The organism is Herbaspirillum sp. WKF16 (genome assembly GCF_028993615.1).
Lineage (GTDB): Bacteria > Pseudomonadota > Gammaproteobacteria > Burkholderiales > Burkholderiaceae_D > Herbaspirillum.
Window position 1 is genome coordinate 160,742 of the sequence record NZ_CP118632.1, and the last position, 21,744, is coordinate 182,485.

General features: G+C 59.4%; 35 protein-coding genes. All 35 read left to right on the forward strand.

Annotated elements, in window-relative coordinates; genetic code table 11:
• Positions 1-48: 48 nt before the first annotated feature.
• The 35 genes from rpsL (at position 49) to dsbD (ending at position 21,580) form a co-directional block, all read left to right on the forward strand.
• Entirely contained in the window at positions 49-432 is a 384-nt protein-coding gene (gene rpsL, locus Herbaro_RS00655) for a 30S ribosomal protein S12 (protein ID WP_079217284.1), read from the forward strand.
• A gap of 147 nt (positions 433-579) precedes the next feature.
• Positions 580-1,050: a 30S ribosomal protein S7 gene (gene rpsG, locus Herbaro_RS00660; protein WP_079217283.1), complete on the forward strand. Its 471-nt coding sequence runs from the start codon at positions 580-582 to the stop codon at positions 1,048-1,050.
• A gap of 126 nt (positions 1,051-1,176) precedes the next feature.
• On the forward strand, positions 1,177-3,282 hold the full coding sequence (fusA, locus tag Herbaro_RS00665) for an elongation factor G (RefSeq protein ID WP_275011934.1): 2,106 nt from the start codon (positions 1,177-1,179) through the stop codon (positions 3,280-3,282).
• A gap of 89 nt (positions 3,283-3,371) precedes the next feature.
• The gene (gene tuf, locus Herbaro_RS00670) at positions 3,372-4,562 is read left to right on the forward strand and encodes an elongation factor Tu (protein WP_275011927.1); all 1,191 of its coding nucleotides are present in this window, start codon (positions 3,372-3,374) and stop codon (positions 4,560-4,562) included.
• Positions 4,563-4,643: 81 nt separating this feature from the next.
• Positions 4,644-4,961: a 30S ribosomal protein S10 gene (gene rpsJ, locus Herbaro_RS00675; protein WP_006464935.1), complete on the forward strand. Its 318-nt coding sequence runs from the start codon at positions 4,644-4,646 to the stop codon at positions 4,959-4,961.
• Between the two features lie 163 nt (positions 4,962-5,124).
• Complete coding sequence (gene rplC, locus Herbaro_RS00680) at positions 5,125-5,781, forward strand: 50S ribosomal protein L3 (protein WP_275011935.1); 657 nt, start codon at positions 5,125-5,127, stop codon at positions 5,779-5,781.
• 3 nt (positions 5,782-5,784) lie between these two features.
• Positions 5,785-6,405, forward strand: coding sequence for a 50S ribosomal protein L4 (rplD, locus tag Herbaro_RS00685; protein ID WP_275011936.1), 621 nt, complete (start codon positions 5,785-5,787; stop codon positions 6,403-6,405).
• Complete coding sequence (rplW, locus tag Herbaro_RS00690; RefSeq protein WP_275011937.1) at positions 6,402-6,719, forward strand: 50S ribosomal protein L23; 318 nt, start codon at positions 6,402-6,404, stop codon at positions 6,717-6,719. Before rplD ends, rplW begins: the two co-directional genes overlap by 4 nt.
• Positions 6,719-7,546: a 50S ribosomal protein L2 gene (gene rplB, locus Herbaro_RS00695; protein WP_275011938.1), complete on the forward strand. Its 828-nt coding sequence runs from the start codon at positions 6,719-6,721 to the stop codon at positions 7,544-7,546. Before rplW ends, rplB begins: the two co-directional genes overlap by 1 nt.
• Positions 7,547-7,556: 10 nt before the next feature.
• Positions 7,557-7,832 carry a 30S ribosomal protein S19 gene (gene rpsS, locus Herbaro_RS00700; protein WP_105530985.1) on the forward strand — a complete coding sequence of 92 codons (276 nt, stop codon included), beginning with the start codon at positions 7,557-7,559 and terminating at the stop codon, positions 7,830-7,832.
• A 6-nt stretch (positions 7,833-7,838) separates the two neighbouring features.
• On the forward strand, positions 7,839-8,171 hold the full coding sequence (gene rplV, locus Herbaro_RS00705) for a 50S ribosomal protein L22 (protein ID WP_175354815.1): 333 nt from the start codon (positions 7,839-7,841) through the stop codon (positions 8,169-8,171).
• A 9-nt stretch (positions 8,172-8,180) separates the two neighbouring features.
• Positions 8,181-8,999: a 30S ribosomal protein S3 gene (gene rpsC, locus Herbaro_RS00710; RefSeq protein WP_275011939.1), complete on the forward strand. Its 819-nt coding sequence runs from the start codon at positions 8,181-8,183 to the stop codon at positions 8,997-8,999.
• 2 nt (positions 9,000-9,001) lie between these two features.
• Complete coding sequence (gene rplP / locus Herbaro_RS00715) at positions 9,002-9,421, forward strand: 50S ribosomal protein L16 (RefSeq protein ID WP_275011940.1); 420 nt, start codon at positions 9,002-9,004, stop codon at positions 9,419-9,421.
• Positions 9,422-9,434: 13 nt separating this feature from the next.
• Positions 9,435-9,629, forward strand: a complete 195-nt coding sequence (rpmC, locus tag Herbaro_RS00720; RefSeq protein WP_275011941.1) for a 50S ribosomal protein L29 — start codon at positions 9,435-9,437, stop codon at positions 9,627-9,629.
• Positions 9,626-9,898 carry a 30S ribosomal protein S17 gene (rpsQ, locus tag Herbaro_RS00725; protein ID WP_275011942.1) on the forward strand — a complete coding sequence of 91 codons (273 nt, stop codon included), beginning with the start codon at positions 9,626-9,628 and terminating at the stop codon, positions 9,896-9,898. Before rpmC ends, rpsQ begins: the two co-directional genes overlap by 4 nt.
• 195 nt (positions 9,899-10,093) lie before the next feature.
• Entirely contained in the window at positions 10,094-10,462 is a 369-nt protein-coding gene (rplN, locus tag Herbaro_RS00730) for a 50S ribosomal protein L14 (protein ID WP_006464924.1), read from the forward strand.
• 9 nt (positions 10,463-10,471) lie between these two features.
• Complete coding sequence (rplX, locus tag Herbaro_RS00735; RefSeq protein ID WP_079217274.1) at positions 10,472-10,786, forward strand: 50S ribosomal protein L24; 315 nt, start codon at positions 10,472-10,474, stop codon at positions 10,784-10,786.
• Positions 10,787-10,791: 5 nt separating this feature from the next.
• The gene (gene rplE, locus Herbaro_RS00740) at positions 10,792-11,331 is read left to right on the forward strand and encodes a 50S ribosomal protein L5 (RefSeq protein ID WP_275011943.1); all 540 of its coding nucleotides are present in this window, start codon (positions 10,792-10,794) and stop codon (positions 11,329-11,331) included.
• A gap of 7 nt (positions 11,332-11,338) precedes the next feature.
• Positions 11,339-11,644: a 30S ribosomal protein S14 gene (gene rpsN, locus Herbaro_RS00745; RefSeq protein WP_275011944.1), complete on the forward strand. Its 306-nt coding sequence runs from the start codon at positions 11,339-11,341 to the stop codon at positions 11,642-11,644.
• Positions 11,645-11,658: 14 nt separating this feature from the next.
• Positions 11,659-12,054, forward strand: a complete 396-nt coding sequence (gene rpsH / locus Herbaro_RS00750) for a 30S ribosomal protein S8 (RefSeq protein ID WP_275011945.1) — start codon at positions 11,659-11,661, stop codon at positions 12,052-12,054.
• A 10-nt stretch (positions 12,055-12,064) separates the two neighbouring features.
• Positions 12,065-12,598, forward strand: coding sequence for a 50S ribosomal protein L6 (gene rplF / locus Herbaro_RS00755; RefSeq protein WP_275011946.1), 534 nt, complete (start codon positions 12,065-12,067; stop codon positions 12,596-12,598).
• Between the two features lie 12 nt (positions 12,599-12,610).
• On the forward strand, positions 12,611-12,973 hold the full coding sequence (rplR, locus tag Herbaro_RS00760) for a 50S ribosomal protein L18 (protein WP_006464918.1): 363 nt from the start codon (positions 12,611-12,613) through the stop codon (positions 12,971-12,973).
• A gap of 12 nt (positions 12,974-12,985) precedes the next feature.
• Positions 12,986-13,504, forward strand: a complete 519-nt coding sequence (gene rpsE, locus Herbaro_RS00765; protein WP_006464917.1) for a 30S ribosomal protein S5 — start codon at positions 12,986-12,988, stop codon at positions 13,502-13,504.
• A gap of 10 nt (positions 13,505-13,514) precedes the next feature.
• Positions 13,515-13,694 (forward strand): 50S ribosomal protein L30, encoded by a 180-nt coding sequence (rpmD, locus tag Herbaro_RS00770; protein ID WP_006464916.1) that lies wholly within the window; start codon positions 13,515-13,517, stop codon positions 13,692-13,694.
• Positions 13,695-13,720: 26 nt separating this feature from the next.
• Entirely contained in the window at positions 13,721-14,155 is a 435-nt protein-coding gene (rplO, locus tag Herbaro_RS00775) for a 50S ribosomal protein L15 (protein ID WP_196872242.1), read from the forward strand.
• A 20-nt stretch (positions 14,156-14,175) separates the two neighbouring features.
• Positions 14,176-15,507 carry a preprotein translocase subunit SecY gene (gene secY, locus Herbaro_RS00780; RefSeq protein WP_275011947.1) on the forward strand — a complete coding sequence of 444 codons (1,332 nt, stop codon included), beginning with the start codon at positions 14,176-14,178 and terminating at the stop codon, positions 15,505-15,507.
• A gap of 33 nt (positions 15,508-15,540) precedes the next feature.
• Positions 15,541-15,759, forward strand: coding sequence for a translation initiation factor IF-1 (infA, locus tag Herbaro_RS00785; RefSeq protein WP_010812378.1), 219 nt, complete (start codon positions 15,541-15,543; stop codon positions 15,757-15,759).
• Between the two features lie 30 nt (positions 15,760-15,789).
• The gene (gene rpmJ / locus Herbaro_RS00790) at positions 15,790-15,903 is read left to right on the forward strand and encodes a 50S ribosomal protein L36 (RefSeq protein ID WP_006464913.1); all 114 of its coding nucleotides are present in this window, start codon (positions 15,790-15,792) and stop codon (positions 15,901-15,903) included.
• A gap of 27 nt (positions 15,904-15,930) precedes the next feature.
• Positions 15,931-16,296 carry a 30S ribosomal protein S13 gene (rpsM, locus tag Herbaro_RS00795; protein WP_040501720.1) on the forward strand — a complete coding sequence of 122 codons (366 nt, stop codon included), beginning with the start codon at positions 15,931-15,933 and terminating at the stop codon, positions 16,294-16,296.
• Between the two features lie 42 nt (positions 16,297-16,338).
• The gene (gene rpsK, locus Herbaro_RS00800) at positions 16,339-16,743 is read left to right on the forward strand and encodes a 30S ribosomal protein S11 (protein ID WP_050469922.1); all 405 of its coding nucleotides are present in this window, start codon (positions 16,339-16,341) and stop codon (positions 16,741-16,743) included.
• Positions 16,744-16,916: 173 nt separating this feature from the next.
• Positions 16,917-17,540, forward strand: coding sequence for a 30S ribosomal protein S4 (rpsD, locus tag Herbaro_RS00805; RefSeq protein ID WP_275011948.1), 624 nt, complete (start codon positions 16,917-16,919; stop codon positions 17,538-17,540).
• Between the two features lie 103 nt (positions 17,541-17,643).
• Positions 17,644-18,621 (forward strand): DNA-directed RNA polymerase subunit alpha, encoded by a 978-nt coding sequence (locus tag Herbaro_RS00810; RefSeq protein WP_079217263.1) that lies wholly within the window; start codon positions 17,644-17,646, stop codon positions 18,619-18,621.
• Positions 18,622-18,813: 192 nt separating this feature from the next.
• Positions 18,814-19,209: a 50S ribosomal protein L17 gene (gene rplQ, locus Herbaro_RS00815; protein WP_275011949.1), complete on the forward strand. Its 396-nt coding sequence runs from the start codon at positions 18,814-18,816 to the stop codon at positions 19,207-19,209.
• A 187-nt stretch (positions 19,210-19,396) separates the two neighbouring features.
• Entirely contained in the window at positions 19,397-19,744 is a 348-nt protein-coding gene (gene cutA / locus Herbaro_RS00820; RefSeq protein WP_275011950.1) for a divalent-cation tolerance protein CutA, read from the forward strand.
• A gap of 51 nt (positions 19,745-19,795) precedes the next feature.
• Complete coding sequence (dsbD, locus tag Herbaro_RS00825) at positions 19,796-21,580, forward strand: protein-disulfide reductase DsbD (protein WP_275011951.1); 1,785 nt, start codon at positions 19,796-19,798, stop codon at positions 21,578-21,580.
• The last annotated feature ends 164 nt before the right edge of the window (positions 21,581-21,744 follow it).

Here is a 21,744-nt window from a genome sequence, read left to right on the forward strand (position 1 = left end):
CCGTTTCCGGAACCTGTTTTCAATGTTGTACTTTGTTGGATTAAAACGATGCCAACCATCAATCAACTGATTAGCAACCCACGTGTCCGCGCGACCGTGAAGAGCAAATCGCCGGCGCTGGAAAACAGCCCGCAAAAGCGTGGTGTCTGCACCCGCGTGTACACCACCACCCCGAAGAAGCCGAACTCGGCGCTGCGTAAGGTGGCCAAGGTGCGCCTGACCAACGGTTTCGAAGTCATTTCGTACATCGGCGGTGAAGGCCACAACCTGCAGGAACACAGTGTCGTGCTGATCCGCGGCGGCCGTGTGAAGGACTTGCCGGGTGTGCGTTACCACATGGTTCGCGGTGCACTGGATACCCAGGGCGTCAAGGATCGTAAGCAAGCTCGCTCGAAGTACGGTGCCAAGCGCGCCAAGGCAGCGAAGAAGTAATAATTGGTCTTTATCATGGCGCTTGTCGCCTGGTAAAAAGTGTCGGTCCGGATGGGCCGAGTAAGTGGAAGCCATGATGGCTCCCGCGAGTGCAGGCGAAGTTGAATAAGGGCTCGCCCACTCAACTGAAGATTGAAAGGAATCGAAATGCCACGTCGTCGTGAAGTTCCCAAGCGGGAAATCCTGCCAGATCCGAAGTTCGGTAACGTTGATGTTGCCAAGTTCGTGAACGTGCTGATGCTGTCCGGCAAGAAGTCGGTCGCCGAAAACATCATCTACGGCGCCTTCGACCACATTCAGCAAAAGTCCGGCAAGGACCCGCTGGAAGTGTTCGCCGCTGCCCTGGCAAACTGCAAGCCGATGGTTGAAGTGAAGTCGCGTCGCGTTGGCGGCGCCAACTATCAAGTGCCGGTCGAAGTGCGTCCGGTGCGTCGTATGGCGCTGTCGATGCGTTGGCTGCGTGAAGCCGCCAACAAGCGCAGCGAGAAGTCCATGCCGCAACGCCTGGGTGGCGAGCTGATGGAAGCCGCCGAAGGCCGTGGCGGTGCAATGAAGAAGCGTGACGAAGTGCACCGTATGGCAGAAGCGAACAAGGCGTTCTCGCACTTCCGCTTCTAACAAAGACAGGACTGGGCCCTGGTCGCATCGGCAGGGCCCATGTCTACATCTGAATTGGTTCGAGCCGAGCGTTTATTTGAAAAAAATGACGCTCGGTTTCGTGCATTAAAGACTTAGGAATAAATCATGGCTCGCAAGACCCCCATTGAGCGCTACCGCAACATCGGTATTTCCGCCCACATCGATGCCGGCAAGACCACCACCACCGAACGCGTTCTGTTCTACACAGGCGTGAACCACAAGATCGGTGAAGTGCACGATGGCGCTGCCACCATGGACTGGATGGAACAGGAGCAGGAGCGCGGTATCACCATTACCTCGGCTGCCACGACCTGTTACTGGAAGGGCATGGCGAACAACTTCCCCGCCCACCACATCAACATCATCGACACCCCGGGCCACGTTGACTTCACCATTGAAGTCGAGCGCTCGATGCGCGTGCTGGACGGCGCCTGCATGGTCTACTGTGCAGTCGGCGGCGTGCAGCCGCAGTCGGAAACCGTGTGGCGTCAGGCCAACAAGTACAAGGTCCCGCGTCTGGCCTTCGTCAACAAGATGGACCGTACCGGCGCCAACTTCTTCAAGGTCTACGAGCAGATGCGCGCTCGCCTGAAGGCCAACCCGATCCCGATGCAAGTGCCTATCGGCGCCGAAGAAAACTTCGAAGGCGTGATCGATCTGGTCAAGATGCGCGCGATCTACTGGGACGACGCTTCCCAGGGCATGAAGTTCGACTACCGCGACATTCCCGAAGGCCTGAAGGTCGACGCGCAAAAGTGGCGCGAGAACCTGGTCGAAACCGCCGCTGAAGCGTCGGAAGACCTGATGAACAAGTACCTGGAAGAAGGCGACCTGACCGAAGAAGAGATCAAGGGCGCCATCCGCCAGCGCACCATCTCGGGCGAAATCGTCCCGATGATGTGCGGCACCGCGTTCAAGAACAAGGGCGTGCAGGCCATGCTGGACGGCGTGATCGAATACCTGCCGTCGCCGGTCGACATCCCCCCGGTTCCGGGCCTGGACGAAGACGACGAGCCGGTCGTGCGCCAAGCCAAGGACGACGAGAAGTTCTCGGCCCTGGCCTTCAAGATCGCAACCGACCCGTTCGTCGGCCAGCTGTGCTTCATCCGCTGCTACTCGGGCACCCTGAATTCGGGCGACACCGTGCTGAACTCGGTGAAGTCGAAGAAGGAACGTATCGGCCGTATCGTGCAGATGCACGCCAACCAGCGTGAAGAAATCAAGGAAATGCTGGCCGGCGACATCGCCGCCGTGGTGGGCCTGAAGGACACCACCACCGGCGACACCCTGTGCGACGACAAGGCTGTGGTCGTGCTGGAACGCATGGTCTTCCCTGAGCCGGTGATCTCGCAGGCTGTCGAGCCGAAGACCAAGGCCGACCAGGAAAAGATGGGCCTGGCCCTGAACCGCCTGGCTGCGGAAGATCCGTCGTTCCGCGTGCGCACCGACGAAGAATCGGGCCAGACCATCATCGCCGGTATGGGCGAGCTGCACCTGGACATCATCGTCGACCGCATGAAGCGCGAATTCAACGTTGAAGCGACCGTCGGCAAGCCGCAGGTCGCCTACCGCGAAACCATCCGCAAGACCTGCGAAGAGTCCGAAGGCAAGTTCGTCAAGCAGTCCGGCGGCCGTGGTCAATACGGTCACGTCGTGCTGAAGATCGAACCGCAAGAAGCCGGCAAGGGCTTCGAGTTCGTCGACGCGATCAAGGGCGGTACCGTTCCTCGCGAATTCATCCCCGCCGTTGAAAAGGGCGTGCGTGAAACCCTGAACACGGGCGTGCTGGCCGGTTACCCGGTGGTCGACGTGAAGGTCACCCTGTTCTTCGGTTCGTACCACGATGTGGACTCGAACGAAAACGCCTTCCGCATGGCCGGTTCGATGGCCTTCAAGGATGGCTGCCGTCGCGCCAGCCCCGTCATTCTGGAGCCGATGATGGCTGTGGAAGTCGAGACTCCGGAAGACTACGCCGGTACCGTGATGGGCGACCTGTCGTCCCGCCGCGGCATGGTGCAGGGCATGGATGAAATCGCCGGCGGTGGCGGCAAGATCATCAAGGCTGAAGTCCCGCTGTCGGAAATGTTCGGTTACTCGACCACGCTGCGTTCGGCAACCCAAGGCCGCGCAACCTACTCGATGGAATTCAAGCACTACTCCGAAGCTCCGAAGAACGTGATCGACGCGATCGTCACTTCCAAGGCCAAGTAAGTTTTGCGATGAAATACGGCCCGTCCCGTGTGGGGGCGGGCTGAATCTAGTTGATATTGAACGAATCGTTCTTTTGAAGGATATAGAAAATGGCAAAAGGTAAATTTGAGCGGACCAAGCCGCACGTGAACGTTGGCACCATCGGCCACGTTGACCACGGCAAGACCACGCTGACTGCAGCGATCGCAACGGTTCTGTCGAAGAAGTTCGGCGGCGAAGCGAAGGCATACGACCAGATCGACGCGGCACCTGAAGAAAAGGCCCGCGGCATCACCATCAACACCGCACACGTCGAATACGAAACCGCCAACCGCCACTACGCTCACGTTGACTGCCCCGGCCACGCCGACTACGTCAAGAACATGATCACCGGCGCAGCGCAGATGGACGGCGCGATCCTGGTGTGCTCGGCCGCTGACGGCCCGATGCCCCAGACCCGCGAACACATCCTGCTGTCGCGTCAGGTTGGCGTTCCTTACATCATCGTCTTCCTGAACAAGGCCGACATGGTGGACGACGCCGAGCTGCTGGAGCTGGTGGAAATGGAAGTGCGCGAACTGTTGTCGAAGTACGAGTTCCCCGGCGACGACCTGCCCATCGTGAAGGGTTCGGCCAAGCTGGCGCTGGAAGGCGACACCGGTCCCCTGGGCGAGCAAGCGATCATGGCCCTGGCCGAAGCGCTGGACACCTACATCCCGACGCCGGAACGTGCCGTTGACGGTACCTTCCTGATGCCGGTGGAAGACGTGTTCTCGATCTCGGGCCGCGGCACCGTGGTGACCGGTCGCGTTGAGCGCGGCGTGGTCAAGGTCGGCGAAGAAATCGAAATCGTCGGTATCCGCGACACCGTGAAGACCACCTGCACCGGCGTGGAAATGTTCCGCAAGCTGCTGGACCAGGGTCAGGCTGGCGACAACGTCGGCGTGCTGCTGCGCGGCACCAAGCGTGAAGACGTGGAGCGTGGCCAGGTTCTGGCCAAGCCGGGTTCGATCAAGCCGCACAAGCACTTCACCGGCGAGATCTATGTTCTGTCGAAGGACGAAGGCGGCCGTCACACCCCGTTCTTCAACAACTACCGCCCGCAGTTCTACTTCCGCACCACCGACGTGACCGGTGCGATCGAACTGCCGGAAGGCAAGGAAATGGTCATGCCTGGCGACAACGTGTCGATCACCGTCAAGCTGATCAACCCGATCGCCATGGAAGAAGGTCTGCGTTTCGCTATCCGTGAAGGCGGTCGTACCGTCGGCGCCGGCGTCGTCGCCAAGATCTTCGACTGATCGCAGTCGCAGGCAATACAGTAGTTTTTTACCATCGCCGGGGATGATTCCCATCCCCGGTTCGTTCTTTAAAGGAAAATCATGTCGGTTCCTAGCCAAAAAATCCGTATCCGTCTGAAAGCATTCGACTATCGTCTGATCGACCAGTCCGCACTGGAAATCGTCGACACCGCCAAGCGTACCGGCGCTGTCGTCAAGGGCCCGGTTCCCCTGCCGACCCGTATCCAGCGCTTCGACGTCCTGCGCTCGCCGCACGTCAACAAGACTTCGCGCGACCAGTTCGAAATCCGTACCCATCAGCGCCTGATGGATATCGTCGATCCGACCGACAAGACGGTTGACGCATTGATGAAGCTGGACCTGCCTGCTGGCGTTGACGTAGAAATCAAGCTGCAATAAAAACAGGCAAGCTGTTGGAAAAGCGCACAACCCCTGGTTGTGCGCTTTTTTATTTCGGGCTATAATGCTCGGCTTCGATGTGGGTTTTGCGTCTGCAAGGCCCGCAATTATTGGTAGTACGAACATCAGCCCCGCCCAATCGCAGGCGGGAATGGAGAAAACAATGAGCCTGGGCCTTGTTGGTCGCAAGGTTGGTATGATGCGCATCTTCACGGAAGATGGGGATTCGATCCCTGTGACCGTGCTGGACGTGTCCAACAACCGCGTGACACAAATCAAAACGCCTGAAGTGGATGGTTATTCCGCTGTTCAGGTGACCTTCGGTCAACGTCGCGCTTCCCGCGTGACCAAAGCCGCTGCCGGCCACTACGCCAAAGCTGGCGTTGAAGCTGGTACTGTCCTCAAAGAATTCCGTGTTGACGCCGCCAAGGCTGCCGAATTCAAGGCTGGTGATGCCGTTGGCATCGCTGTCTTCGAAGCTGGCCAGAAGGTCGACGTGCAAGGCGTGTCGATCGGTAAGGGCTACGCCGGTACCATCAAGCGTTACAACTTCTCGTCGGGTCGCGCGACCCACGGTAACTCCCGTTCCCACAACGTTCCTGGCTCCATCGGTATGGCCCAGGATCCGGGTCGCGTGTTCCCCGGCAAGCGCATGACCGGTCACCTGGGTGATGTCACGACTACCGTGCAGAACCTGGAGATCGCTCGTGTCGACGCAGAACGTCAGCTGCTGCTGGTGAAGGGTGCCGTTCCCGGCGCCAAGAACGGTCAAGTGATCGTCTCGCCGGCAGTCAAAGTCAAAGCGAAGAAGGGGGCCTAATCAATGGAACTGAAGCTCCTGAATGACCAAGGTCAAGCTGCTTCGAACGTCGCCGCACCGGATACTATTTTCGGTCGCGACTACAACGAAGCACTGATTCACCAGGTCGTGGTTGCCTATCAAGCAAACGCTCGCAGCGGCAACCGCAAGCAAAAAGACCGTGAAGAAGTCAGCCACACCACGAAGAAGCCGTGGCGTCAAAAGGGCACCGGCCGCGCTCGCGCCGGTATGTCCTCGTCGCCTCTGTGGCGCGGTGGTGGTCGTATCTTCCCGAACTCGCCTGACGAGAACTTCACCCACAAGGTCAACAAGAAGATGTATCGCGCAGGCGTCTGCTCGATCCTGTCTCAGTTGGCACGCGAAGGCCGCCTGTCGGTCGTGGAAGATTTCGCCGTCGAAGCTCCGAAGACCAAGCTGCTGGCCCAGAAGTTGAAGGGTATGGGCCTGGAATCGGTGCTGGTCATTACCGACAGCCTGGACGAAAAGCTGCTGCTCGCTTCGCGCAATCTGCCGGGCGTGCTGGTGGTTGAGCCGCGTCAAGCTGATCCCGTGTCGCTGGTGTACTTCAAGAACGTCTTGATCACCAAGCCCGCACTGGCAAAGATTGAGGAGTTGCTGGCATGAACGCAATCGTGAAATATAACGAAGAGCGCCTGATGAAGGTGCTGCTGGCACCGGTCATCTCCGAAAAGGCAACCTTCGTGGCCGAGAAGAACGAGCAAGTCGTTTTCCTGGTCACCAAGGATGCAACCAAGCTGGAAGTCAAGGCCGCCGTCGAACTGCTGTTCAAGGTGGAAGTGGAATCGGTGCAAGTCGCCAACCGTCAGGGCAAGCAAAAGCGCTCGAAGAACGGTATGGGCCGCCGCAACCACACCCGCCGTGCTTTCGTCAGCCTGAAGCCGGGTCAAGAAATCAACTTCACCGAGGAGGCTAAATAATGGCACTCGTAAAAGTGAAGCCGACCTCGCCCGGTCGGCGCGGCATGGTCAAGGTCGTTAATCCCGACCTGTACAAGGGCCGTCCGCTGGCCGCGCTGGTCGAGAAGAAGTCCAAGACCGCCGGTCGCAACAACAATGGTCACATCACCACCCGTCACATCGGCGGTGGTCACAAGCAGCACTACCGTATCGTCGATTTCCGTCGCAACAAGGACGGCATCCCGGCAAAGGTCGAGCGTATCGAATACGACCCGAACCGTACCGCGCACATCGCACTGCTGTGCTACGCGGACGGCGAGCGCAAGTACATCATCGCTCCTAAGGGCCTGTCGGTCGGCGACCAGCTGATCAGCGGTTCCGAAGCTCCGATCAAGTCGGGCAACACCCTGCCGATCCGCAACATCCCCGTGGGTACCACTATCCACTGCGTGGAAATGCTGCCGGGCAAGGGCGCCCAGATCGCACGTACCGCCGGCGCCGCTGTGGTGCTGATGGCGCGTGAAGGCACCTACGCTCAGGTTCGTCTGCGTTCCGGCGAAGTGCGTCGCGTTCACATCGAATGCCGCGCCACCATCGGTGAAGTCGGTAACGGCGAGCACAACCTGCGCAAGATCGGTAAGGCCGGTGCCACTCGTTGGCGCGGTATCCGCCCGACCGTTCGTGGCGTCGTCATGAACCCGGTCGACCACCCGCACGGTGGTGGTGAAGGTAAGACTGCGGCCGGCCGTCATCCGGTGTCGCCGTGGGGCCAGCAGACCAAGGGCAAGAAGACTCGTAGCAACAAGCGTACGACTTCGATGATTGTCTCGCGTCGCGGCAAGAAATAAAGGATAAAACATGACACGTTCATTGAAAAAAGGTCCTTTCTGCGACGCCCACCTGGTGAAAAAGGTTGAGGCAGCTCAGGCAATCAAGGACAAAAAGCCAATCAAGACCTGGTCGCGTCGTTCGACCATCATGCCGGACTTCATCGGCCTGACGATCGCGGTGCATAACGGCAAGCAGCACGTGCCGGTTTATGTCTCGGAAAACATGGTTGGTCACAAGCTCGGCGAATTCGCGCTGACCCGTACGTTCAAGGGTCACGCAGCCGATAAGAAGGCTAAGAAATAAGGTCCTATGATGGAAACTAAAGCTAACCTGCGCGGTGTGCACCTGTCGGCTCAGAAGGGCCGCCTGGTTGCAGACCTGATCCGCGGTAAAAAAGTTGATCAGGCACTGAATATCTTGGCCTTCAGCCCCAAGAAGGGCGCGGCGATCATCAAGAAGGTTCTGGAGTCCGCAATCGCGAACGCCGAACACAACGATGGCGCTGACATTGACGAGCTGAAAGTCAAGACCATTTATGTGGAAAAGGGTGCGGTCCTGAAGCGCTTCACAGCGCGTGCAAAGGGCCGTGGTGATCGTATTTCCAAGCAGTCGTGTCACATCTACGTGACCGTCGGAAACTAAGGAGTCACGATGGGACAGAAGATTCATCCAACCGGTTTCCGTCTGGCGGTTACACGTAACTGGGGCTCGCGTTGGTATGCCGGCAATAGCAACTTTGCCGAAATGCTCAACGAGGACCTGAAGGTCCGTGCTTACCTGAAGAAGAAGCTGAAGAACGCTTCGGTTGGTCGCGTCGTGATCGAGCGTCCGGCGAAGAATGCCCGCATCACCATTTACAGCTCCCGTCCGGGCGTTGTGATCGGCAAGAAGGGCGAAGACATCGAAGTGCTGAAGTCGGCGCTGGCCAAGCTGATGGGTGTGCCCGTGCACGTCAACATCGAAGAAATCCGCAAGCCGGAAGCCGATGCCCAACTGATCGCCGATTCGATCTGCCAGCAGCTCGAAAAGCGCATCATGTTCCGTCGCGCCATGAAGCGCGCGATGCAGAACGCAATGCGCCTGGGCGCTCAAGGCATCAAGATCATGTCGTCGGGCCGTCTGAACGGCATCGAAATCGCACGTACCGAATGGTACCGTGAAGGTCGTGTGCCCCTGCACACCCTGCGCGCCGATATCGACTACGGTTTCGGCGAAGCTGAAACCACCTACGGCATCATCGGCGTGAAGGTCTGGGTCTACAAGGGCGATCGCCTGGCAAACGGCGAAGCTCCGGTGCTGGTCGGCGAACCGGAAGACGACAAGAAGCGTCGTGGTCCGCGTCGTGACGACGGCAAGCCGGGTGCGCGTCCCCGTTCCTCGAAGCCTGGTGCTCCTGGCGCCGGCGCGAAGCGCGGTGGTCGTCCTCAAGCTGCCGATGCCGGTGTGTCGGCTGAGAAAGCAGGAGAATAATCATGCTGCAACCAGCACGTAGAAAATATCGTAAAGAACAAAAAGGTCGTAACACCGGTATCTCGCACACCCGCGGTACCGCTGTGTCGTTCGGCGACTTTGGTCTGAAGGCAGTCGGCCGCGGCCGTATCACCGCCCGTCAGATCGAAGCTGCTCGTCGTGCGATGACCCGTCACATCAAGCGCGGTGGCCGTATCTGGATTCGTGTCTTCCCGGACAAGCCAATTTCCCAGAAGCCTGCTGAAGTGCGTATGGGTAACGGCAAGGGTAATCCGGAGTACTACGTGGCTGAAATCCAGCCGGGTAAGGTACTGTACGAGATGGACGGTGTGGACGAGACTCTGGCGCGTGAGGCGTTTCGTTTGGCTGCCGCCAAATTGCCGCTGGCGACGACTTTTGTCATCCGCCAAGTCGGTCAATAATTAGGAGCGGAAAATGAAAGCATCTGAACTCCGCGGTAAGGACTCGGCAGCGCTGGAAAAAGAACTGGGTGAGCTGTTGAAGGCCCAGTTCAGCCTGCGTATGCAAATTGCTACTCAGCAATTGAACAATACCGCACAGCTGAAGAAGGTACGTCGCGACATCGCACGTGTGAAAACTGTGATCAACTCGAAGGATGGCCAACAATGAACGATCAAGTGAAACAAGCGCTCCAGCGCACGCTGATTGGCAAGGTTGTGTCGGACAAGATGGATAAAACCGTCACCGTCGAAATCGAGCGCCAGATGAAGCACCCGCTGTACGGCAAGATCATCAAGCGCACCAAGAAGTACCATGCGCATGATGAGCAAAATACGGCGAAGGCCGGCGACGTGGTGGAAATCCAGGAAAGCCGTCCGATCTCCAAGACGAAGGCCTGGACTGTGACCCGTGTGGTACAAGTCGCACAAATCGTCTAAGTAATTCAGTAGTACTTGCGTGCTCGATATTATGCTGCCATAATATCGAGCTCTTTCCTTGCAACGTTCTGTTCGCGAGGAGAGGCAAAAAAAAGTAGCTATTCGTCCCCTAACTAGCGAGTTCGCTTGCTAACAGGACCAAGACTGACCGCCAGCGCATTGTGCGAAGCGGATTAAGTTGGGAAAGAAAATATCATGATTCAAACTGAAAGCCGGCTCGAAGTAGCCGACAACACCGGTGCGCGCGAAGTTCTGTGCATCAAGGTCTTGGGTGGTTCCAAGCGCCGCTATGCCGGCATTGGCGATGTGATCAAGGTTACTGTCAAGAGCGCAGCCCCGCGTGGTCGCGTCAAGAAGGGTGAGATTTATAACGCTGTCGTCGTTCGTACCGCCAAGGGCGTGCGTCGTCAGGATGGTTCGCTGGTCAAGTTCGATGGTAATGCAGCCGTCCTGTTGAACGCGAAGCTGGAGCCGATCGGCACCCGTATCTTTGGGCCGGTGACTCGTGAGCTGCGTACGGAACGCTTCATGAAGATCGTTTCCCTGGCGCCTGAAGTTCTGTAAGGAGTGGTCATGGCAAAGATTCGTAAAAACGATGAAGTCATCGTGTTGACCGGTAAAGACAAGGGCAAGCGCGGTGTCGTGACTGCTCGCGTCGGCACCGATTATGTCGTTGTGGAAGGCGTCAACGTCGCCAAGAAGGCGACTCGTCCGAACCCGATGACTGGTGCAACTGGCGGCATCGTCGATAAGCTGATGCCAATTCATGTGTCGAACGTTGCGTTGTTCAACGCAGCTACCGGCAAGGCAGATCGCGTGGCTTACAAGGAAGTGGACGGCAAGAAGGTCCGCGCTTACAAGTCCAGCGGCGAAGTCGTTAAGGTTTAAACATCATGGCACGTCTTCAAGAGTTTTATAAAGATAAGGTCGTCGCCGATTTGACCACGAAGTATTCGTACAAGTCGGTGATGGAAGTTCCGCGTATTCTGAAGATCACCCTGAACATGGGTCTGTCGGAAGCTGTTGCGGACAAGAAGATCATCGAGCACGCCGTTGGCGATCTGACCAAGATCGCCGGCCAAAAGCCGGTGGTGACCAAGGCACGCAAGGCTATCGCGGGTTTCAAGATCCGTGAAGGCTATCCGATCGGTTGCATGGTGACCCTGCGCGGCGCCCGCATGTACGAATTCCTGGATCGTCTGATCACCGTGGCCCTGCCGCGCGTGCGTGACTTCCGTGGCGTGTCGGGTCGTGCGTTCGACGGTCGTGGCAACTACAACATCGGTGTGAAAGAGCAGATCATCTTCCCCGAAATCGAGTACGACAAGATCGATGCGCTGCGTGGCATGAACATCAGCATCACCACCACTGCGAAGACCGACGACGAAGCGAAGGCGCTTCTCGCCGCATTTAAATTCCCGTTCAGAAACTGAGGATGCCATGGCAAAACTGGCACTGATTAACCGTGAACAGAAGCGCGCCGCAATGGTGAAGAAGTATGCTGCCAAGCGCGCCGAGTTGAAGGCTATTATCGACGACCAATCGAAGTCGGATGAAGAGCGTTACGAAGCCCGCCTGAAGCTGCAGGCGCTGCCGCGTAATTCCGCTCCGATCCGTCAGCGCAACCGTTGCGCTCTGACTGGCCGTCCCCGTGGTACTTTCCGCAAGTTCGGATTGGGCCGTATCAAGGTCCGTGAAATCGCCATGCGCGGCGAAATCCCGGGTTTGACCAAAGCTAGCTGGTAATAGGAGAAGAAGCAATGAGTATGAGCGATCCTATCGCCGATATGCTGACCCGTATCCGCAATGCACAAGGCGTGAACAAGACTACTGTCGCCATGCCGTCTTCCAAAGTGAAGGTTGCCATTGCCAACGTCCTGAAGGACGAGGGTTACATTGAAGATTTCGCCGTTGTCGATGCTGAAGGCAAGGCTGAACTGAAAATCGGTTTGAAGTATTACGCCGGCCGTCCGGTTATCGAGCGCCTGGAGCGCGTGTCCCGTCCGGGTCTGCGCATCTACAAGGGCAAGAACGATATCCCGAACGTGATGAACGGTCTGGGCGTGGCCATTGTGTCCACCCCCGCGGGCGTCATGACTGATCGCAAAGCACGCGCAACCGGTGTCGGTGGCGAAGTGATTTGCTACGTGGCCTAAGGAGTGCAAGATGTCTCGTGTAGGTAAAATGCCTGTTGCACTGCCGAGTGGCGCGGAAGCGACCATCTCCGCAGAGCAGATCACCGTCAAGGGCCCGCTGGGCTCGCTGACGCAACCACTGACCAAGCTGGTCAAGGTGGCGAACAACAATGGCTCGCTGAGCTTCGAAGTGGCTGACGACAGCCGCGAAGCCAATGCGATGTCGGGCACCCTGCGTGCTCTGGTCAACAACATGGTCAACGGCGTCACCAAGGGCTTCGAAAAGAAGCTGAACCTGGTCGGCGTGGGTTTCCGTGCACAAGCACAAGGCGACAAGCTGAACCTGTCGCTGGGCTTCTCGCACCCCATCGTTCACCAGATGCCTGCCGGCATCAAGGTTGAGACCCCGACACAGACCGAAATCCTGATCAAGGGTATCGATCGCCAGGTGGTTGGCCAGGTCGCCGCGGAAATTCGCGCGTACCGTGAACCCGAGCCCTACAAGGGCAAGGGTGTGCGCTACGCTGACGAAGTGGTGACGCTCAAAGAAACCAAGAAGAAGTAATAGGGGTTGACGATGGATAAGAAACAATCTCGCCTGCGCCGCGCGACTCAGACCCGCGCCAAGATCGCAGAACTGAAGGTCAATCGTCTGGCCGTGCATCGTACCAACACGCACATCTACGCCAGCGTCATCGGCCCCGATGCGAACGTGCTGGCCTCGGCTTCCACCCTGGAAGCTGAAGTGCGCGCCGAGCTGGCCGGTCAGTCGGGCAAGGGCGGCAATGCCGCTGCTGCAGCCCTGATCGGCAAGCGCGTTGCGGAAAAGGCACTGAAGGCCGGTGTGACCGAAGTCGCATTCGACCGTTCGGGTTTCCGTTATCACGGCCGCGTCAAGGCGCTGGCTGAGGCTGCGCGTGAAGCCGGCCTGAAGTTCTAAGGAATATCGATCATGGCAAAAATGCAATCGAAAACGCAAAGCGACAAGCCTGATGACGGCATGCGCGAAAAAATGATCGCGGTCAACCGTGTCACCAAGGTGGTGAAGGGCGGCCGTATCATGGGTTTCGCAGCGCTGGCAGTGGTCGGTGACGGCGATGGCCGCATCGGCATGGGCAAGGGCAAGTCGAAGGAAGTGCCCGTCGCCGTGCAAAAGGCAATGGAAGAAGCACGTCGCAAGCTGATCAAGGTCACGCTGAAGAACGGTACCGTGCAGCACACCGTCATCGGCAAGCACGGCGCGTCGTCGGTCATGATTTCGCCCGCCAAGGATGGTACCGGTGTTATCGCCGGCGGCCCGATGCGCGCGATCTTCGAAGTGATGGGCGTGACCAACGTGGTGGCGAAGTCGACTGGTTCGACCAACCCCTACAACATGGTCCGTGCCACTTTGGACGGCCTGTCGAAGATGAACACTCCGGCTGAAATTGCTGCCAAGCGCGGCAAGTCGGTCGAAGAAATCCTGGGCTAAGGTGATTCAGATGGCTAACACAATCAAAGTCAAGCTGGTCAAAGGTCTGATCGGTACTCGCCAGGACCACCGCGCCACCGTGCGCGGCCTGGGTCTGCGTCGCGTCAACTCGGTTTCCGAGCTGGAAGACACCCCTTCGGTGCGCGGCATGATCAACAAAGTGTCCTATCTTGTGAAAGTTGTTTCGTAAGCAGTTGCTTGCGAACGGAGCGAATCATGCAATTAAACACTATCCAACCCGCAGAAGGCGCAAAGCACGCTAAGCGTCGCGTCGGTCGTGGTATCGGTTCTGGCCTGGGCAAGACTGCCGGCCGTGGCCACAAGGGTCAGAAGTCGCGTTCGGGCGGTTTCCACAAGGTCGGCTTCGAAGGCGGCCAGATGCCCCTGCAACGTCGTCTGCCCAAGCGCGGTTTCAAGTCGCTGGCAACGCCGTACAAGGCTGAAGTTCGTCTGTCCGACCTGGAAAAGCTGCCCGTCGCCGAGATCGACGTGCTGGCACTGAAGCAAGCCGGCCTGGTGTCGGAACTGGCTCGTGTCGTGCGCATCATCAAGGCTGGTGAGCTGACCAAGAAGGTGACCGTCAAGGGTCTGATCGCAACTGCGGGTGCCAAGGCTGCTATCGAAGCAGCCGGCGGTTCCGTCGCTGAGTGATCCGGGTCCCGGAGCATTAATTGGCAACTACTCCTCAATTAGCGAAAGGCGCCGCAAAAGGCTTCCCCTGGGGGCGTTTGTGGTTCCTGCTGGGAGCGTTGATCGTTTATCGCGTCGGTGCGCATATCCCGGTTCCGGGTATTGATCCGACGCAGTTGGCGCAGCTGTTCAAGCAGAATCAGGGCGGCATCCTGGGCATGTTCAACATGTTCTCCGGTGGTGCTCTGTCGCGCTTCACGATCTTCGCACTGGGGATCATGCCGTATATTTCGGCATCGATCATCATGCAGCTGTTGTCTGTGGTGTCGCCGCAGCTGGAGGCGTTGAAAAAAGAGGGTGAAGCGGGGCGTCGCAAGATTACCCAGTACACCCGCTACGGCACCCTGGTGCTGGCAACCTTCCAGGCGCTGGGCATTGCAGTGGCGCTGGAGTCGCAAGCTGGTCTGGTGCTGGATCCCGGCCTGGCCTTCCGTCTGACGACGGTGGTGACGCTGATCACCGGCACGATGTTCCTGATGTGGCTGGGTGAGCAGATTACCGAGCGTGGTCTGGGCAACGGCATCTCGATCATCATCTTCGCTGGTATCGCGGCAGGTCTGCCGAATGCGCTGGGTGGTTTGTTCGAGCTGGTTCGCACGGGTTCGATGGGCGCGCTGTCGGCGATCCTGATCTGCGTGATCGTGGCGCTGGTGACCTTCCTGGTGGTGTTCATTGAACGCGGCCAGCGCAAGATCCTGGTGAACTACGCCAAGCGTCAGGTCGGCAACAAGATCTACGGCGGCCAAAGCAGCCACCTGCCGCTGAAGCTGAACATGGCAGGCGTGATCCCGCCGATCTTTGCATCGTCGATCATCCTGTTCCCGGCGACGATCACCAGCTGGTTTACGTCGGGCGATACGTCGAATCCCTTCATTCGTTTCCTGAAGGATCTGGCGGCTTCGATGGCGCCGGGTGAGCCGATCCATGCTCTGCTGTACGCGGTCGCGATTGTGTTCTTCTGTTTCTTCTATACCGCGCTGGTGTTCAACAGCAAGGAAACGGCAGACAACCTGAAGAAGAGTGGTGCATTTGTTCCGGGTATCCGTCCGGGTGACCAGACGGCTCGTTACATCGACAAGATCCTGATGCGTCTGACTCTGGCCGGCGCCGTGTACATCACCCTGGTGTGCTTGCTGCCTGAGTTCCTGATCGCGCGCTGGAAGGTGCCGTTCTATTTCGGCGGCACATCGCTCTTGATCATTGTGGTCGTGACGATGGACTTCATGGCCCAGGTTCAGAATTATGTAATGTCGCAGCAGTATGAGTCGTTGCTCCGCAAGGCGAATTTCAAGGGTGGCATGACCCCGCGATAGGCGGTGGGTGTTGTCCCGGAGAGATGACGCGGAATGGCAAAAGACGACGTTATTCAGATGCAAGGGGAGGTTCTTGAAAACCTGCCCAATGCGACATTCAGGGTTAAGTTAGAAAACGGTCACGTTGTACTCGGCCATATCTCCGGCAAGATGCGCATGAACTACATCCGCATCCTGCCGGGCGATAAGGTAACGGTGGAACTGACGCCTTACGATTTGAGCCGGGCACGTATCGTGTTCCGTACCAAGTAACAGTGAAACATTGAAAGAAAGAGGGCCACAATGAAAGTGCTCGCATCAGTCAAGCGGATCTGCCGCAACTGCAAAATCATCAAGCGCAATGGCGTCGTTCGTGTGATCTGCACCGAACCGCGTCATAAGCAGCGCCAGGGTTAATTAACGTTATTGATCGAGGAATAACGAATGGCACGTATTGCAGGGGTCAACATCCCCAACCATCAGCACACCGTAATCGGCCTGACCGCCATCTATGGTATTGGCCGTCCGCGCGCGGAAGACATCTGCGTCGCTACCGGCGTTCCGACCAACAAGAAGGTCAAGGACCTGGACGATAACGAGCTGGAAAAGCTGCGTGACGAGATCGCCAAGTTCGTGGTCGAAGGCGACCTGCGCCGTGAGCTGTCCATGAACATCAAGCGTTTGATGGACCTGGGTTGCTACCGTGGCCTGCGTCACCGTCGTGGCCTGCCGGTCCGTGGTCAACGCACCCGCACCAACGCCCGTACTCGCAAGGGTCCGCGCAAGGCCGCTCAATCGCTGAAGAAATAATCCCGGCAGCGCTAGTCACTGGTCGGATTCAAGGAAGAAATTATGGCAAAGTCCCCCAACAACGCAGCAGCATCGCGTGTTCGTAAGAAAGTTAAGAAGAACGTTGCTGAAGGCATCGCGCACGTTCACGCTTCGTTCAACAACACCATCATCACGATCACCGACCGTCAGGGCAACGCTCTGTCGTGGGCGACCTCGGGTGGTGCTGGCTTCAAGGGTTCGCGCAAGTCGACTCCGTTCGCAGCCCAGGTCGCAGCTGAGACTGCCGGCAAGGTCGCGATCGAGTGCGGCATCAAGAACCTGGAAGTGCGTATCAAGGGCCCAGGCCCGGGCCGTGAATCCGCAGTGCGCGCTCTGAACAATCTGGGCATCAAGATCACCCAGATCCAGGACGTGACTCCGGTGCCGCATAACGGCTGCCGTCCTCCGAAGCGCCGTCGTATCTAATTTGTAGTATAATCGTGCGCTTCGCGTGTTTTGCCCCGAAAAGGGCACCGCAAAGCGCCGGAAATCACCCGCCAACGACCTTGGCGGGTTTTGTTCTTAAGCCCACTGTCTGACCGCACGCAGGTCAGACTAGCGTCCGTCAATACGGGACGTCATTCAACAAAGGAAATACTGTGGCACGTTATATCGGACCAAAAGCAAAGCTCTCCCGCCGCGAAGGCACCGACCTGTTCCTGAAGAGCGCACGCCGCTCGCTGGATTCCAAGTGCAAGCTGGACTCCAAGCCGGGTCAGCATGGCCGCACTTCGGGCGCCCGCACCTCCGACTACGGCAACCAGCTGCGTGAAAAGCAGAAGGTCAAGCGCATGTACGGCGTCCTCGAGCGCCAGTTCCGCCGCTACTTCGCTGAAGCCGACCGCCGCAAGGGCAACACCGGCGAAAACCTGCTGAAGCTGCTGGAAGCCCGTCTGGACAACGTCGTCTACCGCATGGGCTTCGGCTCGACCCGCTCGGAAGCGCGTCAGCTGGTGTCCCACAAGGCCCTGACCGTGAACGGTCAAGTCGTGAACATCGCTTCCTACCTGGTCAAGGCCGGCGACGTGGTTGCCGTGCGCGAAAAGGCCAAGAAGCAAGTGCGTATCGCCGAAGCGCTGTCGCTGGCCGAATCGTCGGGCTTCCCGTCGTGGGTGTCGGTCGACGCCAAGAAGCTGGAAGGCACCTTCAAGTCGGCGCCGGACCGCAGCGAAATCGCCAACGACGTCAACGAATCGCTGATCGTCGAACTGTATTCGCGTTAATCCGCAGTACTGCATCACCCGTGCCCACCATACGGTGGGCATTTTTCCGAAAGTCATCAGCCTTATCGGCGTAACGAGCCGAGGGTATTGAAAAGGACATTTCATGCAAAACAGTTTGTTGAAGCCCCGCATCATCGAAGTGGAAGCACTGGCTCCCGGTCACGCCAAGGTCGTGATGGAGCCGTTCGAGCGCGGTTACGGTCACACCCTGGGCAACGCGCTGCGTCGCGTCCTGCTGTCGACCATGACCGGCTACGCTCCGACCGAAGTCACCATCGCCGGCGTCGTGCACGAGTATTCCTCGCTGGACGGCGTTCAGGAAGACGTGGTCGACATCCTGCTGAACCTCAAGGGCGTGGTTTTCAAGCTGCACAACCGTGATGAAGTCACGCTGACCCTGAAGAAGGAAGGCGAAGGCGTCGTCCTGGCATCCGATATCGATCTGCCGCACGACGTGGAGCTGATCAACCCGGATCACGTGATCGCCAACCTGACCGGTGGCGGCAAGCTGGACATGCAGATCAAGGTCGAAAAGGGCCGCGGCTATGTGCCGGGCAACGTCCGCCGCCTGTCGGAAGACACCAACAAGACCATCGGCCGCATCATCCTGGACGCATCGTTCTCGCCTGTGCGCCGCGTTTCCTACGCCGTCGAATCGGCGCGTGTGGAACAGCGTACCGACCTGGACAAGCTGGTCATGAACATCGAGACCAACGGCGTCATCACGCCGGAAGAAGCGATTCGCCAGTCGGCGCGCGTGCTGGTCGACCAGTTGAACGTGTTCGCCGCCCTGGAAGGCACCGAAGCGACCGCCGAAGCGCCGTCGCGCGCACCGCAGGTCGATCCGATCCTGTTGCGTCCGGTCGACGACCTGGAGCTGACCGTGCGTTCGGCAAACTGCCTGAAGGCCGAGAACATCTACTACATCGGCGACCTGATCCAGCGCAGCGAGAACGAACTGCTGAAGACCCCGAACCTGGGTCGCAAGTCGCTCAACGAAATCAAGGAAGTCCTGGCTTCGCGCGGCCTGACCCTGGGCATGAAGCTGGAAAACTGGCCGCCTGCCGGCCTGGAGAAGTAATTTTGACGGCATGGCCGGCGCGGACCTCGGTCCGGCCGGCCGTACCGGCAAGCATGTAGTTGGCAACACTGGCAACACCGAAATCGCAACATCGTTTTTTCATCGTTATTTACCGGTCCGCGGACAGGCCAGGCAAGCAAGCCCGTCCGATCGAAGAACTGGATCAAAACTGTCACCTGAAAGGAAATTACCATGCGTCACCGTCACGGTCTCCGCAAACTGAATCGTACTTCGTCCCACCGTCTGGCAATGCTGCGCAACATGACCGTTTCGCTGCTGAAGCACGAAGCCATCAAGACCACCCTGCCGAAGGCCAAGGAACTGCGCCGCGTTGTCGAGCCGATCCTGACCCTGGGCAAGACCGATACCCTGGCCAACAAGCGCCTGGCATTCAGCCGTCTGCGCGACCGCGAAATCGTGCTCAAGCTGTTCGCTGAACTGGGCCCCCGCTACGCTGCCCGCAACGGCGGCTACCTGCGCATCCTGAAGATGGGCTTCCGTCAAGGCGACAACGCCCCGATGGCATTCGTCGAGCTGGTCGATCGTCCGGAAGTCTCCGACGACGCAGCAGTCCCGACCGCCGAGTAATTCAGGTCGTCGCAAAAAGAAGCCAGGCATTGCCTGGCTTTTTTGCATTCTGGAGCGCGGCATCGCTGGATGCCGATATCGCCTCTTGTCCTGGCGTTGTCGGGCGGCGCTGCGGGCGTGGATGTGGTTGAATACGGCATAGGCGGCGCAGTGCGCCGTCGCCCAACGTGCAATGAAAGGGGCAGGCATGAGCGGATCTTTGTTGAACCAGCCGCTGCTGGTGATGACCAATGTGCCGGAGCAGGCGCTGGCGGACTCGCTGGCGCGCGCTTTGGTGGAGCAAGGCCTGGCTGCCTGCGTCAACGTCCTGGCGCCGGTGGCCTCCACGTATCGCTGGCAGGGAGCAATCGAGCACGCCACCGAGATCCCCGTGCTGGTCAAGACCACGCAGGCGCGCTACCTCGAAGTGGAGCAGGCGATACTGCAGGCGCACCCCTACGACGTGCCCGAGATCGTTGCGCTGCCGCTGGCCACCGGCCTGCCGGCCTACCTGGCGTGGATGCAGCAAGAGACGGCCAAGCCCGCGCGCGTCTGAAGTGAAGGAACGTAGTTGAACCCCATGAACAAGACAACGATGAAAAACAGCATGGCCGTTGCCCTGCGGCGCCTGGTGATCCGGATCCTGCTGTTGCTGCCGCTGGCCGTATTGCTGGCGCCCTCCGCGGCGCGTGCGGCCGATGACTACCTGCCGCCGGACGAGGCCTTCCAGCTGAGCGCGCGCATGCTGGACGCCGGCACGCTGGAGCTCAGCTATCGCATCGCTGCGGGCTACTACATGTACCGTGACAGGTTCCACTTCAGCGCCGAGGGCGCCACCCTGGGTGAGCCGCAGTTTCCGCACGGCGTGACCAAGTACGACGAGAATTTCCAGAAGGAAGTGGAGACCTACCACGATGCCGTGGTGGTCCGCGTGCCGGTCTCAGGCGCGGCCGGCGCCTTTGCCGTGGCTGCCGTTTCCCAGGGCTGCGCCGACAAGGGGCTGTGCTATCCGCCGATGACGCTCAAGCTGTCGATGTCGGCGCAACAGGTCGGCGCCGTGGTCAAGGCGGGCGGCGCCGATGCGTCCGCGGCTGGCGCCGGCGGCGACGCCGAGGGTATTGCGGCGGTGCTCAACGGCGGCAAGCTGTGGAGCATCCTGTCGTTGTTCTTCGTGCTCGGCATCGGCTTGTCGTTCACGCCTTGCGTGCTGCCGATGGTGCCTATCCTGTCCTCCATCATCGTCGGCCAGCAAGGCGGGGGCTCCGGCGCGCGCGCGCGCAGCTTCTTGTTGTCGGTCGACTACGCGCTCGGCATGGCGCTGGTCTATACCGCGCTGGGCGTGGCCGCCGGCATGCTCGGCGAAGGCCTCTCGGCCTACTTGCAAAACCCCTGGATCCTGGGCGCCTTCGCGCTGTTGATGGCAGGCCTGGCCCTGTCCATGTTCGATCTCTACACGCTGCAGGTGCCGGCGGCGCTGCAGTCGAAACTCTCGGACTCCTCCGGCGGAGGCAGCGGCAAGTGGGTGGGCGTGTTCCTGATGGGCGCGATCTCGGCGCTGATCGTCGGCCCTTGCGTGGCGGCGCCGCTGGCCGGCGCGCTGATCTACATCAGCCAGAGCGGCAACGTGCTGCTGGGCGGCGGCGCCCTGTTTGCGATGGCCACCGGCATGAGCGTGCCGCTGCTGCTGATCGGCGCTTCTGCGGGCGCGATGCTGCCGGGCGCCGGCGCATGGATGGGTGCGGTCAAGCGCTTCTTCGGCGTGCTCATGCTGGGCACCGCGCTGTGGATGGTGGCCCCGGTCATCCCCGATTGGCTGCAGGTGCTCGGCTGGGCGGCATTGGGCATCGGCTATGGCGCGTTCTTGCTGTGGTCGACGCCGGCCGGCTGGGTGGCGCGCGGTTTCGGCCTGGCGTTCGCGGCCCTGGGGTTGCTGCAACTGGTCAGCGTCGCCACCGGCGGGCGCGACGCGCTGGCGCCGCTGTCGCACCTGCGGGCGCAGGGCGACGCATCCGGTGCGCAAGGAGCGCATACCCACTTCGCGCGGGTGCGCTCCTCGGCCGAGCTGGATGCCGCGCTGGCGCAGAACGCCGCCGGCGAGCGTCGTCCGGTGATGCTGGATTTCTATGCCGACTGGTGCGTCTCCTGCAAGGAAATGGAGCGTTTCACCTTCACCGATGCGCGCGTCAAGCAAAGCTTCGAGCGCATGCTGCTGCTGCAGATCGACGTCACCGCCAACAATGGCGACGACCGCGCCATGCTCAAGCGCTTCAATCTGTTCGGGCCGCCCGGCATCATGTTCTTCAATGCCGACGGCCGGGAGCTGGCAGACCGGCGCGTGATCGGTTACCAGGATGCCGATCGCTTCAGCGCGACCCTGCAGAGCCTGCAATAGCAAAGCGCAAACCGGATTGGATTGCGGGAAGTTGCGTCGGCAGAAACCGGGATTTCGTCATTGCGCCGGGTTATTTGGTTACGCCTTAATAGTTGTTGGACTTCAATGGGACGCAGGTTATAGTCTGCGTTCTTTACCCTCACCCTCTCGGACAAGGAGACCGT

What these genes read in the sequence shown, in the direction of transcription:
- rplV (WP_175354815.1), top strand. Translation starts at nt 7,839, where the DNA reads ATGATGGAAACTAAAGCTAACCTGCGCGGTGTGCACCTGTCGGCTCAG.
- rpmJ (WP_006464913.1), top strand. Translation starts at nt 15,790, where the DNA reads ATGAAAGTGCTCGCATCAGTCAAGCGGATCTGCCGCAACTGCAAAATC.
- rpmC (WP_275011941.1), top strand. Translation starts at nt 9,435, where the DNA reads ATGAAAGCATCTGAACTCCGCGGTAAGGACTCGGCAGCGCTGGAAAAA.
- rplC (WP_275011935.1), top strand. Translation starts at nt 5,125, where the DNA reads ATGAGCCTGGGCCTTGTTGGTCGCAAGGTTGGTATGATGCGCATCTTC.
- rplX (WP_079217274.1), top strand. Translation starts at nt 10,472, where the DNA reads ATGGCAAAGATTCGTAAAAACGATGAAGTCATCGTGTTGACCGGTAAA.
- rpsJ (WP_006464935.1), top strand. Translation starts at nt 4,644, where the DNA reads ATGTCGGTTCCTAGCCAAAAAATCCGTATCCGTCTGAAAGCATTCGAC.
- rpsM (WP_040501720.1), top strand. Translation starts at nt 15,931, where the DNA reads ATGGCACGTATTGCAGGGGTCAACATCCCCAACCATCAGCACACCGTA.
- rplP (WP_275011940.1), top strand. Translation starts at nt 9,002, where the DNA reads ATGCTGCAACCAGCACGTAGAAAATATCGTAAAGAACAAAAAGGTCGT.
- rpsH (WP_275011945.1), top strand. Translation starts at nt 11,659, where the DNA reads ATGAGTATGAGCGATCCTATCGCCGATATGCTGACCCGTATCCGCAAT.
- infA (WP_010812378.1), top strand. Translation starts at nt 15,541, where the DNA reads ATGGCAAAAGACGACGTTATTCAGATGCAAGGGGAGGTTCTTGAAAAC.
- rpsC (WP_275011939.1), top strand. Translation starts at nt 8,181, where the DNA reads ATGGGACAGAAGATTCATCCAACCGGTTTCCGTCTGGCGGTTACACGT.
- rpsS (WP_105530985.1), top strand. Translation starts at nt 7,557, where the DNA reads ATGACACGTTCATTGAAAAAAGGTCCTTTCTGCGACGCCCACCTGGTG.
- dsbD (WP_275011951.1), top strand. Translation starts at nt 19,796, where the DNA reads ATGGCCGTTGCCCTGCGGCGCCTGGTGATCCGGATCCTGCTGTTGCTG.
- rplR (WP_006464918.1), top strand. Translation starts at nt 12,611, where the DNA reads ATGGATAAGAAACAATCTCGCCTGCGCCGCGCGACTCAGACCCGCGCC.
- rplQ (WP_275011949.1), top strand. Translation starts at nt 18,814, where the DNA reads ATGCGTCACCGTCACGGTCTCCGCAAACTGAATCGTACTTCGTCCCAC.
- rpsL (WP_079217284.1), top strand. Translation starts at nt 49, where the DNA reads ATGCCAACCATCAATCAACTGATTAGCAACCCACGTGTCCGCGCGACC.
- rpsN (WP_275011944.1), top strand. Translation starts at nt 11,339, where the DNA reads ATGGCAAAACTGGCACTGATTAACCGTGAACAGAAGCGCGCCGCAATG.
- rplO (WP_196872242.1), top strand. Translation starts at nt 13,721, where the DNA reads ATGCAATTAAACACTATCCAACCCGCAGAAGGCGCAAAGCACGCTAAG.
- rplD (WP_275011936.1), top strand. Translation starts at nt 5,785, where the DNA reads ATGGAACTGAAGCTCCTGAATGACCAAGGTCAAGCTGCTTCGAACGTC.
- rplB (WP_275011938.1), top strand. Translation starts at nt 6,719, where the DNA reads ATGGCACTCGTAAAAGTGAAGCCGACCTCGCCCGGTCGGCGCGGCATG.
- rpsQ (WP_275011942.1), top strand. Translation starts at nt 9,626, where the DNA reads ATGAACGATCAAGTGAAACAAGCGCTCCAGCGCACGCTGATTGGCAAG.
- rplF (WP_275011946.1), top strand. Translation starts at nt 12,065, where the DNA reads ATGTCTCGTGTAGGTAAAATGCCTGTTGCACTGCCGAGTGGCGCGGAA.
- rpsK (WP_050469922.1), top strand. Translation starts at nt 16,339, where the DNA reads ATGGCAAAGTCCCCCAACAACGCAGCAGCATCGCGTGTTCGTAAGAAA.
- fusA (WP_275011934.1), top strand. Translation starts at nt 1,177, where the DNA reads ATGGCTCGCAAGACCCCCATTGAGCGCTACCGCAACATCGGTATTTCC.
- rplW (WP_275011937.1), top strand. Translation starts at nt 6,402, where the DNA reads ATGAACGCAATCGTGAAATATAACGAAGAGCGCCTGATGAAGGTGCTG.
- rplE (WP_275011943.1), top strand. Translation starts at nt 10,792, where the DNA reads ATGGCACGTCTTCAAGAGTTTTATAAAGATAAGGTCGTCGCCGATTTG.
- rpsE (WP_006464917.1), top strand. Translation starts at nt 12,986, where the DNA reads ATGGCAAAAATGCAATCGAAAACGCAAAGCGACAAGCCTGATGACGGC.
- rpmD (WP_006464916.1), top strand. Translation starts at nt 13,515, where the DNA reads ATGGCTAACACAATCAAAGTCAAGCTGGTCAAAGGTCTGATCGGTACT.
- Herbaro_RS00810 (WP_079217263.1), top strand. Translation starts at nt 17,644, where the DNA reads ATGCAAAACAGTTTGTTGAAGCCCCGCATCATCGAAGTGGAAGCACTG.
- cutA (WP_275011950.1), top strand. Translation starts at nt 19,397, where the DNA reads ATGAGCGGATCTTTGTTGAACCAGCCGCTGCTGGTGATGACCAATGTG.
- rpsG (WP_079217283.1), top strand. Translation starts at nt 580, where the DNA reads ATGCCACGTCGTCGTGAAGTTCCCAAGCGGGAAATCCTGCCAGATCCG.
- rplN (WP_006464924.1), top strand. Translation starts at nt 10,094, where the DNA reads ATGATTCAAACTGAAAGCCGGCTCGAAGTAGCCGACAACACCGGTGCG.
- tuf (WP_275011927.1), top strand. Translation starts at nt 3,372, where the DNA reads ATGGCAAAAGGTAAATTTGAGCGGACCAAGCCGCACGTGAACGTTGGC.